This window comes from Virgifigura deserti, from assembly GCA_003576685.1.
Taxonomy (GTDB): domain Bacteria; phylum Pseudomonadota; class Alphaproteobacteria; order Dongiales; family Dongiaceae; genus Virgifigura; species Virgifigura deserti.
Genome location: QOZR01000004.1, coordinates 430,571 through 447,209 on the forward strand (window position 1 = coordinate 430,571; position 16,639 = coordinate 447,209).

The 16,639-nt window shown below is 63.6% G+C and carries 14 protein-coding genes; 6 read left to right on the forward strand and 8 right to left on the reverse strand.

What is annotated here, in order from left to right:
* Positions 1 to 30: 30 nt before the first annotated feature.
* From DT069_RS09795 to DT069_RS09815, 5 genes are all read left to right on the forward strand, one after another.
* Positions 31 to 1,473 carry a cytochrome P450 gene (locus DT069_RS09795; protein WP_162913098.1) on the forward strand — a complete coding sequence of 481 codons (1,443 nt, stop codon included), beginning with the start codon at positions 31 to 33 and terminating at the stop codon, positions 1,471 to 1,473.
* A 122-nt stretch (positions 1,474 to 1,595) separates the two neighbouring features.
* Positions 1,596 to 1,922 carry a hypothetical protein gene (locus DT069_RS09800; RefSeq protein ID WP_162913099.1) on the forward strand — a complete coding sequence of 109 codons (327 nt, stop codon included), beginning with the start codon at positions 1,596 to 1,598 and terminating at the stop codon, positions 1,920 to 1,922.
* A 15-nt stretch (positions 1,923 to 1,937) separates the two neighbouring features.
* Positions 1,938 to 2,330, forward strand: coding sequence for a response regulator (locus DT069_RS09805; RefSeq protein WP_119460104.1), 393 nt, complete (start codon positions 1,938 to 1,940; stop codon positions 2,328 to 2,330).
* A 110-nt stretch (positions 2,331 to 2,440) separates the two neighbouring features.
* Complete coding sequence (locus DT069_RS09810; RefSeq protein ID WP_119460105.1) at positions 2,441 to 3,460, forward strand: alcohol dehydrogenase; 1,020 nt, start codon at positions 2,441 to 2,443, stop codon at positions 3,458 to 3,460.
* Positions 3,461 to 3,560: 100 nt separating this feature from the next.
* The gene (locus tag DT069_RS09815) at positions 3,561 to 4,892 is read left to right on the forward strand and encodes an aspartate aminotransferase family protein (protein WP_119460106.1); all 1,332 of its coding nucleotides are present in this window, start codon (positions 3,561 to 3,563) and stop codon (positions 4,890 to 4,892) included.
* Positions 4,893 to 4,927: 35 nt separating this feature from the next.
* Here DT069_RS09815 and DT069_RS09820 read toward each other — a convergent pair whose 3' ends face one another.
* Positions 4,928 to 5,692, reverse strand: a complete 765-nt coding sequence (locus DT069_RS09820) for a DUF268 domain-containing protein (RefSeq protein WP_119460107.1) — start codon at positions 5,690 to 5,692, stop codon at positions 4,928 to 4,930.
* A 342-nt stretch (positions 5,693 to 6,034) separates the two neighbouring features.
* On the opposite strand from DT069_RS09820, the gene DT069_RS09825 reads away from it, so the two are divergent.
* The gene (locus DT069_RS09825) at positions 6,035 to 6,754 is read left to right on the forward strand and encodes a tetratricopeptide repeat protein (protein WP_162913100.1); all 720 of its coding nucleotides are present in this window, start codon (positions 6,035 to 6,037) and stop codon (positions 6,752 to 6,754) included.
* A gap of 90 nt (positions 6,755 to 6,844) precedes the next feature.
* Here DT069_RS09825 and DT069_RS09830 read toward each other — a convergent pair whose 3' ends face one another.
* The 7 genes from DT069_RS09830 to DT069_RS24605 form a co-directional block, all read right to left on the reverse strand.
* Positions 6,845 to 8,131: a PRC-barrel domain-containing protein gene (locus DT069_RS09830; protein ID WP_119460109.1), complete on the reverse strand. Its 1,287-nt coding sequence runs from the start codon at positions 8,129 to 8,131 to the stop codon at positions 6,845 to 6,847.
* 188 nt (positions 8,132 to 8,319) lie between these two features.
* Positions 8,320 to 9,843, reverse strand: a complete 1,524-nt coding sequence (locus tag DT069_RS09835) for a sigma-54 dependent transcriptional regulator (protein ID WP_119460110.1) — start codon at positions 9,841 to 9,843, stop codon at positions 8,320 to 8,322.
* A 624-nt stretch (positions 9,844 to 10,467) separates the two neighbouring features.
* Entirely contained in the window at positions 10,468 to 11,793 is a 1,326-nt protein-coding gene (locus DT069_RS09840) for a transporter (protein WP_119460111.1), read from the reverse strand.
* A 221-nt stretch (positions 11,794 to 12,014) separates the two neighbouring features.
* Positions 12,015 to 12,743: a hypothetical protein gene (locus DT069_RS24930; protein WP_425450132.1), complete on the reverse strand. Its 729-nt coding sequence runs from the start codon at positions 12,741 to 12,743 to the stop codon at positions 12,015 to 12,017.
* A gap of 8 nt (positions 12,744 to 12,751) precedes the next feature.
* Entirely contained in the window at positions 12,752 to 13,330 is a 579-nt protein-coding gene (locus DT069_RS09855) for a C39 family peptidase (RefSeq protein ID WP_425450133.1), read from the reverse strand.
* Between the two features lie 208 nt (positions 13,331 to 13,538).
* Complete coding sequence (locus tag DT069_RS09860; protein ID WP_119460114.1) at positions 13,539 to 14,015, reverse strand: hypothetical protein; 477 nt, start codon at positions 14,013 to 14,015, stop codon at positions 13,539 to 13,541.
* Between the two features lie 94 nt (positions 14,016 to 14,109).
* Positions 14,110 to 15,486, reverse strand: coding sequence for a hypothetical protein (locus DT069_RS24605; protein WP_162913103.1), 1,377 nt, complete (start codon positions 15,484 to 15,486; stop codon positions 14,110 to 14,112).
* Between the last annotated feature and the right edge of the window lie 1,153 nt (positions 15,487 to 16,639).

The window sequence follows — 16,639 nt, forward strand, 5'->3', positions numbered from 1 at the left end:
AGACCACGCCAATGCACGGAGAACCGGAATATGGCTGACACGACCGTCCAGTGGGATACCCAGGGTGCTGCCCAGGGAGCCGCCCCTTCGCAGCGTCGGCGGACGCCGCCCGGCCCCGCCGGCCTCCCGATCGTCGGGATCGGCCCGGAGATACGCCGCGATCCCCTCGCCTATCTGACCTCGCTGGCGCAGCGCTGTGGCGACGTGGTTCATCTGAATCTGGGCCGGCAACGGGTTTTCCTGCTCAATCATCCCAATCACGTCGCGCATGTGCTGCAAGCCAACTACCGGAACTATCGGAAGAGCGACTTCTACGACAAGGTCCGGCCGACCTTCGGCGACGGGCTGGTGACGAGCGAGGGCGACTTCTGGCGCCGGCAGCGGAAGCTGGCGCAGCCGGCGTTTCACCGGGAGCGCATCGAGGCCCTGGCTAAGGTGATGACCGACGCCACCGGCGAAATGCTGCGACGCTGGGAAAGCACGGCCGCCCAGGATGCCGCCGGGGGAGCGACTCTGGACATCACGACGGAGATGTTCCGGCTGACCCTGGACATTGTCCTGCGCAGCCTGTTCGGCGCCGATCTGAGGGACGATTTCCCGAAGGTCGCGCAGTCGGTCGCCACGATGCTGGAGATTTCGGAGCGCCGGATGTGGGCCTTCGTCGATCTGCAGGATCACCTGCCGACGAGAAACTACTGGCGCACGCGGCACGCCGTGCGCACGCTCGACGAGGTCGTCTATAGGATCATCGCCGAGCGGCGCCGGTCGGGCGAGCGGCGCGACGATCTTCTCGGAATGTTGCTGGAGGCGCGGGACGCCGACACCGGCGAAGGCATGTCGGACCGGCAGCTCCGCGACGAGGTGACGACGCTGCTGGTTGCAGGCCATGAGACGACGGCCAACGCGCTGACCTGGATCTGGTATCTTCTGTCGAAGCATCCCCAGGCGGCGCGGCAGGTCCGCGCCGAGATCGACACCGTCTGCGGCGGCCGCATGCCGAATGCGGAGGACGCGCGGGCGCTGACCTACACGAAGCTCGTGATCCAGGAGGCGATGCGCCTCTATCCGCCGGCCTGGACGATTTCCCGCGCGGCGATCGAGGACGACGAGATCGGCGGCTATGCGGTGCCCGCCGGCTCTCCGGTGATGCTGTGTCCCTACATCATCCATCGCCATACCGACTACTGGGAGAATCCTGAAGGCTTCGACCCGGAACGCTTCCTGCCGGAGCGATCCGTCGGTCGGCCGAAATTCGCCTACTTTCCGTTCGGCGGCGGGCCGAGAATCTGCATCGGAAACAGCTTCGCGATGATGGAGATTCCGCTGGTTCTGGCGATGGCGATGCGGGCCTACGACCTGCATCTGGTGCCGGGGCACCGGGTCGAGCCGCTGCCGGCGATATCGCTGCGTCCGAAGAACGGCATGATCATGTCGGTCCGCCGCCGCGCCGCCGCAGCGAAGCAGGCGGCGTGAGTGGCACCGTCGCTTCATCATCCATCCGGCCGCGACGCTCGATGTCCAGCACCATGCGGGGACATCATCCCGGGGACAACATCCCGCAGCGTTGCGGCGCCCACAAACAGCAGACGACGTGCATGAAAGCCGAAATTGACGAATCGATACTCCGACTGGATGCCCGTTTGGGCGCTCTGGAGCTTCTGTTGCGAAATCTTTACGCCGACCGCTACATCAAGGAGCCCGACCCCATCGCCGCCGTTCACCACGCGGCGGACCAGATCGCGGAACTGTCGAAGTTCATCCGGGTGCTGGGCACCCATCCTGTGGTCGCGGACGCTCTCGCCGCCGAGGCGGAGGAGGTCCTGAACGAGACGTTCGGCGAGATCGTGCAGATCGTCGAAGCAACCGTTCGCGAACGCACCGATCCGTGCGTGGCCGAACACGGGGCGGAGCGGAAGATTTAGGACAAGGACGTCCTTATGATGGCACGGGTCCTTATCATCGACGACGAGCAGCGGGTCCGCAGCGCGGTGCGGCAGATGCTGAAGAGCGGCGGCCATGAGGTGACCGAAGCCTCCCACGGGCTGATGGGGATGAACATGCTGAAGCAGATGTCGGTCGATGTCGTGATCACGGACATCTTCATGCCCGTGCAGGACGGCCTGCAGACCATCCGCGAGTTGCGCAAGAGCCATCCGAAGACGAAGATCCTCGCGATCTCGGGCTCCGAATGGTCGGAGACCTATGACGTGCTCCATCTGGCCGGGAAGCTGGGTGCCCACCGCGTCCTGAGAAAGCCCTTCACCGTCGCCGAGCTGGAAACGGCGCTCTCCCAATGCCTCGATCCGGCCGCGCCCCGTCAGCAGGCCTAGACGATCCGATCAGGGTGGAGCAACCAATCCCCGAGTCGAGCCATTAGTTATCCGTGAGCCCCGAGGCGGGCTGCCCCCTCTTTCATCAAATGGCGAAGGGAGGATCGGATATGGCGAAGATGCGGGCGGTTCAGATTCCAGCCGCAAACGGTCCGCTCGAACTGGTCGAGCGCGACATTCCGGAACCCAGGCCGGGGCAGGTGCGCATCAAGATTCAGGCCTGCGGCATCTGCCACAGCGATGCTTTTTCGAAGGAAGGCACCTTCCCGGGCCTCAATTACCCGATCGTGCCCGGCCATGAGATCGCCGGCATCATCGACACGGTTGGCCCGGAGGTGGCGCCATGGCAGGCCGGCCAGCGGGTCGGCGTCGGCTGGCATGGCGGACATTGCGGCCGATGCGAGCGCTGTCGTCGCGGCGATTTCGTGAACTGCCGCTATGCGCAGATCCCCGGAATCAGCTATGACGGCGGCTATGCCGAGTACATGACGGCGCCAGCCGAGGCGCTCGCCGCGATTCCCGACGATCTCGCGGCCGAAGACGCGGCCCCCCTGCTCTGCGCCGGTATCACGACCTACAACGCGCTTCGGAACAGCGGCGCGCGGGCCGGCGATCTGGTCGGCATTCTCGGGATCGGCGGCCTCGGCCATCTCGGCGTGCAATTCGCGGTCAAGATGGGCTTCGAGACAGTGGCGATCGCGCGCGGACGGGACAAGGAGCCGCTCGCCCGCAAGCTCGGCGCACATCATTACCTCGACAGCGAAGCCCAGAATGTCGCGGCCGAGCTCACCAAGCGGGGCGGCGCGCAGGTGATCCTCGCTACCGCGACCAGCGCGAAGGCTATGACCGCGGTCATAGACGGGCTCAGCGAGAACGGCAAGCTCCTGGTGGTGGGCGCCTCGGCCGACCCGATCGAGGTCTCGCCCTTGCAGCTCATCGGCGGCCGCCGCTCCGTCCAGGGTTGGCCGTCGGGCACCGCGATCGACTCCGAGGATACGCTCGCCTTCAGCGCGCTCGGCGGCGTGCGGCCGATGATCGAGACGATGCCGCTCGAACGCGCAGCCGAGGCTTATGAACGGATGATGAGCGGAAAGGCCCGGTTCCGGATGGTTCTGACCACCGGGCAGTGAAGACGGCATCATGGCGGCGGATGCCTCGTTGACATCGGCAGACAGCGCCCCGTAGCTTCTGCTGGTTCGAGATCGGTCCGCGTTCGAAAGGGGAAGAGCGATGACCCAGGCCGCCGCCGCTTCGCCCTGGCAACCGGCAGACTTGCCGAAGGTCGCCTGGGGTCAGGGCGTTTATGTCTACGACACGACGGGGAAGCAATATATCGACGGTTCCGGCGGCCCGGCGGTGTTCAGCCTCGGCCACGGCAACGCGGAGGTCAATGAGGCGATCAAGGCGCAGATCGACCGGGTCGCGCACGGCTATCGCTATACCTTCACGAGCGATCCACTCGAGCAGCTGACGGCGCTGGTCGCCTCGCGTTCGGGCGGCGGCCTGAACCGGATGGTCTTCGTTTCGAGCGGCTCCGAGGCGGTGGAGTCCTGCCTTAAGATCGCCCTGCAATATCACGCCGCGCGCGGTGAGATGACGCGCCGGCGCTTCATCTCACGGCAGCGGTCCTGGCACGGCAACACCCTCGGCGCGCTGGCCATCTCCGGCTTCCGGCAACGGCGCGAGCCGTTCGAGGGCGCGCTGGTCGAGGCCAGCCTGCTCTCGCCGGTCAACTGTTACAGGCCGCCGGCCGGCGTCGCACCGGACGCAGTCGCGGCTTATTGCGCAGACGAGCTCGAGCAGGAGATCCGGCGCCTGGGGCCTGAGCAGGTCGCCGCCTTCATTTTCGAGCCGGTCGTCGGCGCGGCTGGCGGCGCGATTCCGGCGCCGCCCGGCTATGCCGAACGGGTGCGCGCGATCTGCGACAAATATGGCGTGCTGATGATCGCCGACGAGGTGATGTGCGGCGCCGGTCGCTGCGGCACCTGGCGGGCCCTCGCCCATGACGGCGTCGAACCCGACCTGATGCCGGTCGCGAAGGGCCTCGCCGGCGGCTATCTGCCGCTCGGAGTCGCGGTCTATCACGAGCGCCTCGCCGGCCCGCTCTACGAGCGGCATGGCGGCCCGCTGACCGGCCACACCTTCACCGGCCACACCGCCGCCTGCGCCGCCGGCGTCGCGGTTCAGACGATCGTCGAACGGGATGGTCTGATAGAGAAATGCGCCCGCGACGGCGACTATCTGTTCGCCACCCTGCAGGAGACGCTGGGCGACCGCGATTATATCGGCGACATCCGGGGTCGCGGCCTCTTCATCGGCATCGAGCTGGTCGCGGACCGGGCGCGGAAGGAGCCATTCGACCCAGCGCTGCAACTCTTCGCGCGGGTGCGCGACCAGGCGTTCGAGAACGGGCTGATCTGCTATCCCTCCGGCGGGAATGTCGACGGCGTGCGCGGCGATCAGATCATTCTATCGCCACCCTTCACGGCGACCCGCGCCGAGCTCGACGAGATCGTCGATAAGCTGGCGGCGAGCCTGTCGCAGGTGCTGGATCGGCTGTAGCCGCGCGCGGCCGCCTCTTGTGCCATATCAAGATGTTACTTGGTGAACTCGAAAAGCCCGCAGCCAAACTCCTGGCGCGCCGCATCGTCGAGGGTGGCGGATTCGTCCATGAACCCATCATCCTTTACGAGGGCGAAGCTGACCAGTTTCAACCCATCGAAGGCGGACATGATCGTTTCCGGCGCAAGGACGCGATGCGCGTTGAACTCCAGCCGCTCCCGCCCGATCGGAACGGAGAAATAGAGCCGTCCGCCCGGTTGGAGCACCCGCTGAAGGGACTTCATGAACCTGATATGGGCATCGGGCGACACGGGGTCTCCGTACCGTCCCAGCCCGAAATGCTCGGCCGCATGCAGGCTCGATAGCGAATCGAGCGAGTTGTCCGCAAATTTCTCGAGAGTGGTCGCGTCATCGCACACGAAGGCGAGATTGGAAACCTTGGCCTTAAGGGGGCGGATATCGACCACCTCGACGCGAGGGACGAAGACGAGAATATGCGCGACGAATCCGTTGACCGAAGATCCGATATCGACATGCCGCCCGGGTTGCCGCTGGTAGATCAGCCGCGCCGCCCAGAGGTCCTGGTTGAAGTAATGCCCCTTCCCAACCCCGGCGCTATCGTAGCGATCCGCGAAAATCGGATAGAGGTGGGAGATCCGGATGGAAAGGTCCCCGTCCGTCGCTTGCCGGCGGTAGTTCCTTGCGTCGCGAAAAAACGCCGGAATGCCGCACAAGGAGCGTTTGACCCTGCGCCAGTCGACTCCGAGCGTCGCGAAAAAACGGCGAACCCGCTTACCCATGCGCCTTTTCATAACCGCGTTGTAGCACCCGTCCCGCGTCTAGTGTGTTAACGTCGCCCCGAACGCCGAGATCGAACGTGGTATCAAAGGCACCGGCTGTATCGCCGACAGAATTGACCCGATGAATCGAGACGGCCATTCTCGTGCGCACCTGTCCGCAAACCCAGGCAGGCAACGGGGGAGCCTGAAAGCCGGCGGATTTCTGCTGGTTATGGGCTCATAAACGTTAACCGAACATTAACCAGGAAACCCGATGATGGTCCGGGCTGGTCGGCTGCCGACCTGCTCCCCGGATGACTACCTCCGGATGGCCGGCCATGGATGCAACGTAAGGATCGCAGGATGCGCCTTGTCCAAGCTCCAATCAAAAGTCTCTGCTTGATCGCCGCGCTGACGCTTGCGCCGGCCGGTCTGGCGTCCGCCAGTCTCGTCGCGGGCGTCGTCGCGATCGAGCAAGCCAGTCTCCCGCCCTCTGTCCAGGCGGCCTTACCGCGCGCGAAGCGCGGCGACAGCGACGCGCAATATGAGATTGGCACCGCCTACCATGAGGGACGCGGCCTCGCCCGGGACTATGCCGAAGCCGCCCGGTGGTGGCGAAAGGCCGCGGCGCAGGGACATGTGGATGCCCAGTACAATCTCGGCGTCATGTACCATCAAGGTCAGGGAATCCGGCAAGACCGTGCCGAGGCGGCCCTATGGTGGCGCAAGGCGGCCGAACAAGGGCATGCAGAGGCGCAATACAATCTCGGCCTCATCTACGCATCGGGCCGCGGTGTGCCGGTCGACTATGCAGAGGCAGCCAAGTGGTATCGCATGGCGGCCGTGCAGGGTGGTGAAAAGGCACAGTACAATCTGGGCGTTCTCTATGCGAAGGGTGACGCCTTGCCCGCCAACTATGTCCAAGCCCTGATGTGGTTCAGCGTTGCAGCCGCCGCGTCGCCCCCGGGCGAACTTCGCAACAAAGCCGCCTATAACCGCGACATCGTGGCGTCCCGACTAACGCCGGAGGAGGTCGGCGAGGCGCAGCGGCTGGCGCAGGAATTGATCAAGACGGCGAACTGATCGGAACGACGGCAGATCCGGCTTACGAATGAGAATCGAGAAGGGGGCGCCGTTCGGCGCCCCCTTCCCGTTCTGCTCGACCCGTGATCATCAACGTTCATAGGCCGGGAACGACTCGATCTCGTCGCGCGACATGCCGACGACGACCTGATCGCCCTCCGGAGACAGGCTGAGCTCCTCCCACGGGATAGCGATCTGGCGCCCGCCGATGCCAAGGAAGCCACCGACCTCGACGATAGCCGCTTCGACCTCTCCGCTTTCGGCGAAGATCAGCTCCTCGATTTCGCCCAGATTTTCGCCATTCATCGTCTCCGCGTTGCGGCCGACAATCTCGCCGGCTTGCGCCGTGTCGATCCCGCCTTCCGTCGTCATGGCCTGCTGAGTCGGCTGCTCGGTGGTGCCGCCGACTTCGGAACCGGCCTCGTTGGTTGCGAGATCGCTCTGCGCATCTTCGGTCGTGGCTTCGGGCTGATCCGTCTCCGCGGTCGCGGCCGGAGCTTCGGTCTGCCCCTGCTCGACAGCGACTTCCGGTTCGGCCTGCTCGACCGTCACCTCCGGCTTCGCCTGCTCGACCGTCACCTCGGGCTCGGTCGGCTCGACAATCACCTCAGGCTCAGCCTGTTCGACGACGACCTCAGGCTCCGCCGGTTGGACGGTCACCTCGGGCTTCGCCTGCTGCACGGTGACCTCAGGTTTGGCCTGCTGGACCGTCACGTCGGGCTTCGCCTGCTGCACCGTCACTTCTGGCTCCGGTTGCTGCACGGTGACTTCCGGCTGCGCCTGCTCCACCGTCACCTGCGGCTTAGCCGGGTCGACGACCACCTCGGGTTGCGCAGGCTGCACCAGCACCTCCGGCTGCGCCTGCTCGACGACGACCTGCGCGCCCTCGGCGCCGCTCCCGCCGATGATCGGCACCAGGGCCACATCGATCTCGCGAATCGCCTGGCTCAAGCCTTCCTGATTCTGCCCGCCCTGCTGGAGCATCTGCTGCGCTTCATCGATCCGCTGCATCGCTGTCTGCATCGCCTGCTTCTGCTCTGCGCCTTGCTGACCTTGCTGCGCCTGCTGCAACGCCTGCTGAAGCTCCTGCAGGGCTTGCTCGACATCGCCCTGCGCCTGTTGGACCGCCTGCTGGTCACCGCCGGACTGCTGGGCGTTCTGAAGCTTCTGCTGGGCCTGCTGAAGCTTCTGCTGGGCCTGCTGAAGCTTTGACGACTGTTGGCTCGTCTGTTGCTGCTGGCTCGCCTGCGTTTGCTGCTGGGTGGACTGCTGCTGCGTCTGCTGCTGCTCCGTCTGACTCTGTGTCTGCGCCGCGACCATCGCCGGACAGGACAGCGCCAAAATCGTCGCCGTCGTTGCGAACAAATGCCTTCTCATCCTCTCCTCCACTCTGACCATCTATGAAATCGAGCGGTATCGTTTGTTGCCACCGATTTGCCACTCGCTCCACCTGTCAACAGGTGCGATGGGGAGAGGTTCCATTATTCGGCCGATCGCGGCGAGCGCGCGCGTGCACCGGCACGCCTGTTCGGCGAGACCGACGGTCGGAGCGGCGGGGCTGAGCCTCAGCTTGCCGACGCGGTCGATTGCCCAGCCGGATCGGCCGAGTCCCGCCGAACGGGCCGGCCCATGCGTCGCGACCGCCCGTCCCCACCGGACGGCGCGGACGGGACGATCGAATATTTCTCCATCATCCGGTAGAAGGTGACTCGCGAGATTCCCAGCTCCTCGGCCGCCCGCTTGATATTGCTGGCGTTCACTCGGAGGGCCTCGCGCATCAGCTTCTCTTCCAACTCCTGTCGCGCCGTGGCCAAGTCGGGAATCATCGTCCTGCCCGAGCCACCGGCGTCGCGAAAGTCGAGATGCTGCGCCTTAATCCAGCGGCCGTCCGCCATCACGACCACGCGCCGAATGGTGCTGATCAACTCGCGAACATTGCCGGGCCAGCGGTAGCGCTGGATTTTGCGCAGGGCGGCATCATGGAAGCCCACCTTCGGCATCTTCAGTTCGGTGGAGATCTTGCGCAGAAAATACGTCGCCAGCAGCTCGATGTCGTCGCCCCGCTCGCGCAGCGGCGGCATGTGAATAGTCAAGACATTGAGCCGGTAGAACAGGTCTTCACGGAAGCGGCCGGCGCTGATCGAATCCTCGAGATTGACATTGGTCGCGGCGATCACCCGGCAGTCCACCCGGATGGATTTCGTGGCACCCAGGCGCTCGATGGTCTTGTGCTGCAGAAAGCGAAGGAGATGGCCCTGCACGGTCAGCGGCAGATCGCCGATCTCGTCGAGGAACAGGGTGCCGCCGCCCGCCGCCTCGATCCGGCCGATCTTCTGCTTGAGCGCCCCGGTGAACGCTCCGCGCTCATAGCCGAACAGTTCGGATTCAATGATCCCCGTCGGCAGCCCGGCGCAGTTGATCGAGATGAACGGACCGTTGTTGAAACTCGAGCGGTCGTGAATCGCCTGCGCCGCAAGCTCCTTTCCCGTTCCCGTTTCGCCGGTGATGAGAACCGGCGCATCGACCGCCGCGAACTTGCGGATGGCGGCGAAGACCTCCCGGATCGGCGGGCTGGAACCGACGAGATGCATTCCCTTGCCGTCGGTCAGATGAGGAAAGACGTTCGAGCGGTCCACCCTCTTCTCGAGCGCGACCAGCCCGCCGACGTGACCTAGCAGAAAGGCAAGCCGCTCGCGGTCGATCGGCAATGTATGGAAATCGAAGATAAAGCCATCGTTGATCAGGGACCCGAGCGCCTCGGATTGAGCCGCATCCGGTTCGACCAGGGCGATCAGGCGGAGCCGCGGAAGCGTTTCGGAAAGCCGCGCGGTGATCTCCATGGCGGCTTCGGTAATCTGCCGGCCGAAGTAAAGCAGGCCCGCCACCGGCCGATGCCTCTCCATGGCGCGGCCGAACTCTTCCACGGTATCACACGGAACGACGTGCAAGGGCAGACCGGCAAGCCCCACATCGTCAACAGATGCGGAGAGAGTTTCGGAGGTTCGGCCTTCGAGTTGCATCAACAAGACCGAAATTTGGTTGCAGGCGGGCGGCCTGTCGCTACCCTGTCGGACATTCGCGCGGTTCATTATCGTCCCCTTAGACGAGAACAAAGAAAAACGCCTGCGCGCCACTTGGCTTAGAGTCCTCGCTCTTCAAAGCATAAACCGCGGAAGACGACCATAACTCAGGTTAAACCGGCTCCTTTAGTCACGTCTTTCATCCACCCACGGTAATGCCGAGATGGCCTCCTGATGATTTTTTGAAGAAGAGTCCTATAAACGGCTGTCCCTATTCCCTCCTGGGTCTGCCGCCATTGGATGACGCAGCGCGACCTATGCCAAATAAATGACAATTCGACGAAACAAGTTCCATCCGATGGGTCGAATGGAACTAAAAGGGGATGATCGGAGAAACCGGCAACGGGCAGGCGGTCAAACCAGTTGCCGACACGAAGTGTCGAAGAAAAGTTCCAAGGGCGAAAGACGAAAATATCCGCGCTTCGCTACACTGGGCAGGCAGCGTCGGGAAGCGTTCTATACAGAACCTCTTCTTGCATTCTTGCTTGTCGCGGCCGCTTCCGTGGCGCATCGGTCGCCAAAAGGCCCATGCGCATATGAAACAGAATATCTCGGCCAAGGACGGGTGGTCGCGAGCCCGAAGGCTCGCAAACCCGCCGCGATCGGATCGCCGGACGAGCGGCCCGATGGTCGTCAGAACAGGTCGAAGCGTATCGGGACGCGCAGCGTCGTTCGAAAGTCCGTCGCATCCTCGGTGACGCCGAAGGCCGTGTTCAGATTGAGCCCGACATCGTCGGTCAACTGGTAGGACCAGCCCAACAACAGAGAACCGACTTTCAACTTGTCGGATTCGGCCGTCACGCCGTTACTCTCCTGCTCCGTCTCGAAGACGTAGTTATACTCGAAGCCGAAGCTGAACGACGTCCGCTCGTTCAGGCTGATGCCCATACCGAAGGTCGTGTTGACCGAATCGCCCGGATCCACATTGCCGATATGGGTTTCGGCGATCGTCTCATTCACGTCCCGTTCGATATTCCAGGTATAGCCCAGATTGCCGAAGAACACGGCCGGGTCGGACGGAAAGATCGTCGTGACGCTTGGTTGGACGGCCCAGAAACCGGATCCGGTCGCCAGATCCTGCGCGACACCCTCCGAATCGAAATCGACTTCGAACGGGCTGGTGCCGGTGTTGGTTTTGACGCGGAGGTTTCCGATGAAGTAAGGCCAGCCACCCAGCCCGTCATTGATCTGGTAATGACCCGCGACCTCGATGTCGCCGAGGCCGGCGCCCGTTGCAGACTGTGCCGGAAGCTCCTGCGGAGTCCCGCTGACGAAGGCGGTGTTCTCGACACTGTCGTCGCGATAGAGATATGGTACCCGCACCTCAAGCTCCAGGCGATTTGTCACGCCGACGCGAGCGCCGAGCGCGGCCTGAAGCGTTTCGCGCTCTGCATCGGTTGCCTCGATCAACCCGATCAGGACCGCGTCCACGAACTCGAAGCCCTGGAAGAAGAAGCGATTGACGTTGGATTGGGCGTATTCGAGTTGCGGTTCGAGGACGAGCTGCCCCTGCCGGGTTAGCACGCCGCCGCGCTCCGGAATGATTGAGACTTCCGGCCGCTGTTCGACCGGCGCCTGACCGACCGGCTGCTGCTGTTGCTCCTGCGAGTCCTGCGCCTTGAAGATCCCTGTGCGCGGCGATCCAGGACTGCCGGCCTGACCGAGATTATACACAACCGGCGTGATCGAGCCCGCCCCTGCCGATTCGAAATGCGTTTCTAGGGGCGATCCCACCTGCGTCTTCAGGAAATTCAGCTGGTTCTGCTGTTCAGCGATGGTGCGCTGCTGCTCCGCCAGCGCCCGCTCCTGCGCCGCCAGCTTTTGCTGCTGCAGCTTTATTGCCGCCGCGAGTTCGCGAAGTTCCTCCTGTGATATAGCTGATTCGTCATCTGCGAAGGCCTGCTCCGGCATCGCAGCTGCAAGCGTCAGGACCAAGGCGACCGTCCCGACCGAGTTCAACCATCGTGTCCGATGGACCCCGTGACATGACTTCATTACACCCCCTGGAAATGAATCCCCCCTGGGCGCAAGAGAATCATAACACCCCCTCTCTTGCGCGCCTATTCCTTTTTAACCTTGGGACTCAGCTCACGCCGCAACAGCGCAATAACGGCACGATTTTCTCTTCGACGTCAAATTGGGAGTCATGCCGCATAACGGCAATCCCGCGCCTCGCTCGGTTACTGACCGAAAGTCAAGCCGATCCGAGCCGATTCGCGGGCTAGATTGTTCAATCCGATGTGGAGTCTTCCTTGATCGATGACCGTCGAGAAGTTCGTGATGAACAGATTTACCTCCGTCGCGTGACGGATCGTTTGGCCATTCGCCGAGTTGACGATCTCTGTCACCAACCCATTGTCGAGGCGCTGCAAGATCCGAGTCCCCTGCCCCAGATCGAGTTCGATGCCGCGCGTCAGATCTCCGAGATCCACCATCCCGCTTGGGGTAGTCGGGGACGAGCCCGGCGTTCCGGCCCCTGTCCCCGCGCCCTGGCCCGCACCCATTCCTGCACCCATTCCTGCACCGTCGCCGGCGCCCTCGCCGGCACCCTGACCCGCACCTTGCCCGGCAGGCGGCATGTCTTGAATGACCGTTGTTTGCAGGTTGCTGATCTGGTTCGGCTGGGTAACGTTGAAGCTCGTCTCCAGGACCCGGACGTCGTTCACCATGGTCGTGATCTTCATGCCGAAATTGATGAAGAACGGACCTACGAAGAATCCGCCGCGCAGATCGTCCAGCGCCGTGTCGGACAGAGCCGACAGGCCAGCGAGCCGAAGCATGTCCGGCTCGGCGGCGGCCAGCGGCACCGAGCTGCCGCAGAGGAAAGCTGAAACGAGGAGGCCGGCCGCCGCGCACTTGCACAAGTCGGATGACGCGGAACGCCCATGCCTATCAGTTCCGTCGCGCATGGTTACCTCTAGAATTCGCCGGGCATGAAGGTGCTGAGCAGCGTGAAGTTTGCCAGTGCGTCGCGTGTGAGCGCCGTGCCGAACGGCGCCTTCTGCCGCACTCGCCAGTCGCGCTGATGGTTGAAATAGTCGCGCGCCTTGCTCGGCTCGTTCCGGATCAGGAAGACGACGCCGCTCCAAATCGTTCGGAACTCGTCGATGGGCTTGATATTCACGCCGAAGGCGGGATCGCCGATCACCACCTCTCCGTTCGCGATTCCCTTGATCACGACGAAATGCCGATAGCCATTGGTATTGACCAGCGTGATGACCGGCACGCCGACCTCGGCGATCTTGTCCAGAGGTATTTGAAAGCCGTCGGCGGTCAGGCCCTGGCGAGCGAGATAGTTCTTCATATCCAGAAGCGAGAAGCCCTCGCGCTGGATCTTCTGCTGGTCGCCGACATTGAACATGGAGACGAAAATCTCGTCCTCCCCGGTCGGCCGTTCGTAATGATAGGTAAGCAGCGTGGCGAGCGCGGCCGAGCCGCAGCTGTAGTCATATTGCTGCCGGACGACGGTCTGAAACCGGGCCTCCCGGATACTCACCACCGGTATGCGGAAAGTACCACCGATGGCGAGGTTGAGTTCCCCGGCGGAAGCAGCGCCTGAATTCGCCCCCAGGGTAGCCCCTGTCCCGGGCATTAGCACACACGACGCCGTCAGCAGCAGCCCCGCACCGAGGCGCCATAGGAATTTTCCAGATTGCATTTTTCTGCCCTCCCTTCAACGTCCTGCCGAGGCCAGGCGACGATGATCACGGCGATTGCGGCGCCGCCTGGTTGAAGTAGAGGTTGAGCGTCGTGCTGAGCTGGACACTGTTGTTGATGCCGCTGACCACAGCGGCCGAGCTGATGCCGCCGGTAGAATTGATGCTGCTGTCGATCGCTCCCGTACTGATATTGCCATTCCCACTGATGATGATGTCGTTGTCGGCGGAATACTGCGTCTGACTGACGATCCCTATCTGGGATGACATCCCGCCGCTCAGACCATGGAGGTCGGCCGTCTCCATGGGCTGCAGGCCGAGCTCTTCGACACCCAGAAGGGAGTCCGAATCCACCGTCGAGGCATTGGGGGCCGGCTCATCGGCAAGCGCGTTCCCAAGACCCAGCACCGCCATCACGGCACCGGCCGCCACGGCACGTCCCAGTCTCGTCACACTCATCAACCGCTCTCCTGTCATGCTCTTTTCGTTGACGACCTTGCCAGTCGATGGACGATCGCTGGTCATTGGTCTCGAATGAATGCGCCCCGTCTCCTTCGATCCCCCCGCGCCTTCCGTGGAAAAGGGCCGGTGGGCTTGCGCCCACCGGCAGTCGATGCGGTCAGTTCGTTCCCGCCGACGACGTTCCCGGCGTTCCGCCGGGGGTGTTGAACGAAGCCGATGCGTTGATCGACACGGTGTTCTGGTTGAGGTTGTTGTACCCGCCGCCGACTTGCATGACGGCGATTCCGCCGACCGGGTTCATGGCCGCAGACAAGGCCCCGGTCGTGAGCGTGATGTTGGCCGTAACCGGCCCGGAGTTCGCTTCGGCATTCGCCTCCGCGTTGGCTTCGGCGGTCGCCGTGCCGCCGGTCCCGGTGCCGCCGGTCGCGTTGGCATCCGCGGTGGCGTCGGCATTGCCGCCCGTCGCCGAGCCGCCGGTCCCGGAACCGCCGGTCGCGTTGGCATCCGCGGTACCATCGGCGTTGCCGCCCGTCGCCGTGCCGCCCGTCGCCGTGCCGCCCGTCGCCGTGCCGCCCGTCGCGGTCGCCGTAGACCCGGCGGTCGCATCGGCATCTGCATCGGCATCTGCATCGGCATTGGCCTCCGCATAGCCGCCGGAGCCGCCGGTCCCGGTGCCGCCATCGGCATCGGCATCAGCATCGGCATCAGCATCGGCCTCGCCACCGATGCCGCCCGTCGCCGTGCCACCGTCGGCGTCGGCATCCGCATCGCCTTCGGCGTCAGCCTCGGCATTGCCGCCGGTCGCCGTTCCTCCGTTCGCATTGGCGTTGGAGGTGAGCGCGGCAATGCTTACACCGAAGGTGTTGCCGGACACGGCCGTGCTCAGTTCGATATTGTTCAACTGCGAGCCACGACCCTGTGCGATCGATTCGGTCCCCAGGGCCAGGGTCAGGTCGTTCAGGAAATCGGAGAGATCACGGACGGCGATATTGGTGCCCGAGTCGTTCTCCTGAGCGATGTTCTCGTCGTTGTCGTTGCCGACGACGCTGCCGTCCGGATTGTCGGACGCGACGTTGTTGTCGTTGTCCGCGCCGAGCACGCTGCCGTCATTGTCGGTGACGTCGTTGAGGTCGGCGTTGGCATTGCCGCTGTTGTTGTTGCCGATGGTGCTGCCGTCCGGATCGTCCGTCGCAACGTTGTTGTCGTTGTTCGAACCGAGCACGCTGCCCTCGGCCGTTATGTCGTTCTGATCGGTTCCGACGTTGCCCGTGTTGGCTTCGCCGACCACGCTGGCGTCGTTGTCGTTCGCATCGTCGATCTGGGTGTGGGCTGTGTTGCCTTCGCCGACGTTGCTGGCGTCGTTGCTGTTCGCATCGTCGATCTGCGCGCCGGAGGTGTTGCCGGAGCCGACGTTGCTGGCGTCAGGGTTGTCCGACGCAACGTTGTTTGTGGCGGCGTTGCCGAGAACACTACCGTCGTTGTCGGTGTTGTTGTTTACGTCTTGAGCCCAAGCGGTCGCCGTGTTCAGGCTCAAGGCCAGAACCGACGCGGCTGCGAGAAGTGTCGTCCTCTTCATTATTTGCCTCCAAGTGAGTTTCGGTTCGAATCGAACCGCTGCCAACGCGGTCCGTCGCCTCCGACGGCCGGAGCTCGGGATCCACGGGCGCCTGCTCCCCTCATCCTGTGAATCGCAGAGCGCCGTTCCTGTTAAGGCAATCTACGTGCCAGAACCCGGCGCGCGATCGTAAGGGGTTGATTTGTCTGCCGAAACACGATCAACCTTCGAAGCGGCGTGGCGCCGCGGAGTGGTTCGGGTGTGTCAGATCGTTGCATCTCGTTTCGGGCTCGCACCATCGGTCGGCCGGATGCGATCGGGATTCGGGCGATGAGAAGCGCCCGCTTTTCGGCAAGAGGCTGAATTCGTTACATCATTTCTTCAAAATCGGCGGCGCCAGGCATTATATGGGCGTTATTTCGGCGATTCGATATTTGTACAGACTTGATACATCGAGAAGCCCGCCGCGCCCGCGCCGTGGTTTATTTATTCAAGCAAGTCAAAGCCCTGCGTCGTACTATGAAACAATGTACAGGTTTCTGCTCAGGCGGAGCGATGGCGGCGCGTCCCGCCGGTCAGCGGTCGTCGCAAAACTCATCCCAAAGGATGACCGCGTTCGGCCGAACTCTTGGGCTCACCAAGACCTGTCCGAGAATGTTGACGGCTATCGTCCGCTTCCGGGAATCGCGCCAGGATATCGCCCCGTGAATGCGGAACATGCGGCTGCGGTTGCCAGCAGCCTCATCGGTTTGCGGCACGAGAGCAAGCCATCCTTTCAACCACGGGATAGAAGGCTGCATCGTTGCTTATCGCCCTGATTGAACCGCCGCGGCAACACCGGACGCGCCGCAGTCTCCGAGCAATCAGCGCCGCCCCTCCTGCGGGTCGATGCGGCAACCGATAGTCCGGTCACGTCATTCCAAGCAATTTTCGCGCCATCCACTCCCACCCCCACCGGCGGAGCCGAGGGGGCGGCGGTGAATGGCGGCGCGTAAGCCCTTGGATGAATTGTCAGTCTTCGGTGACGGTGATCTGGCGGGGCGGGTGGCCGGCCTGGAAGTTGGCCCAGATCAGCCGATAGGCGCGCTCGAGATTGCCGACGAAGCGCGGCGTGTCGAACAGCGGGCAGCGG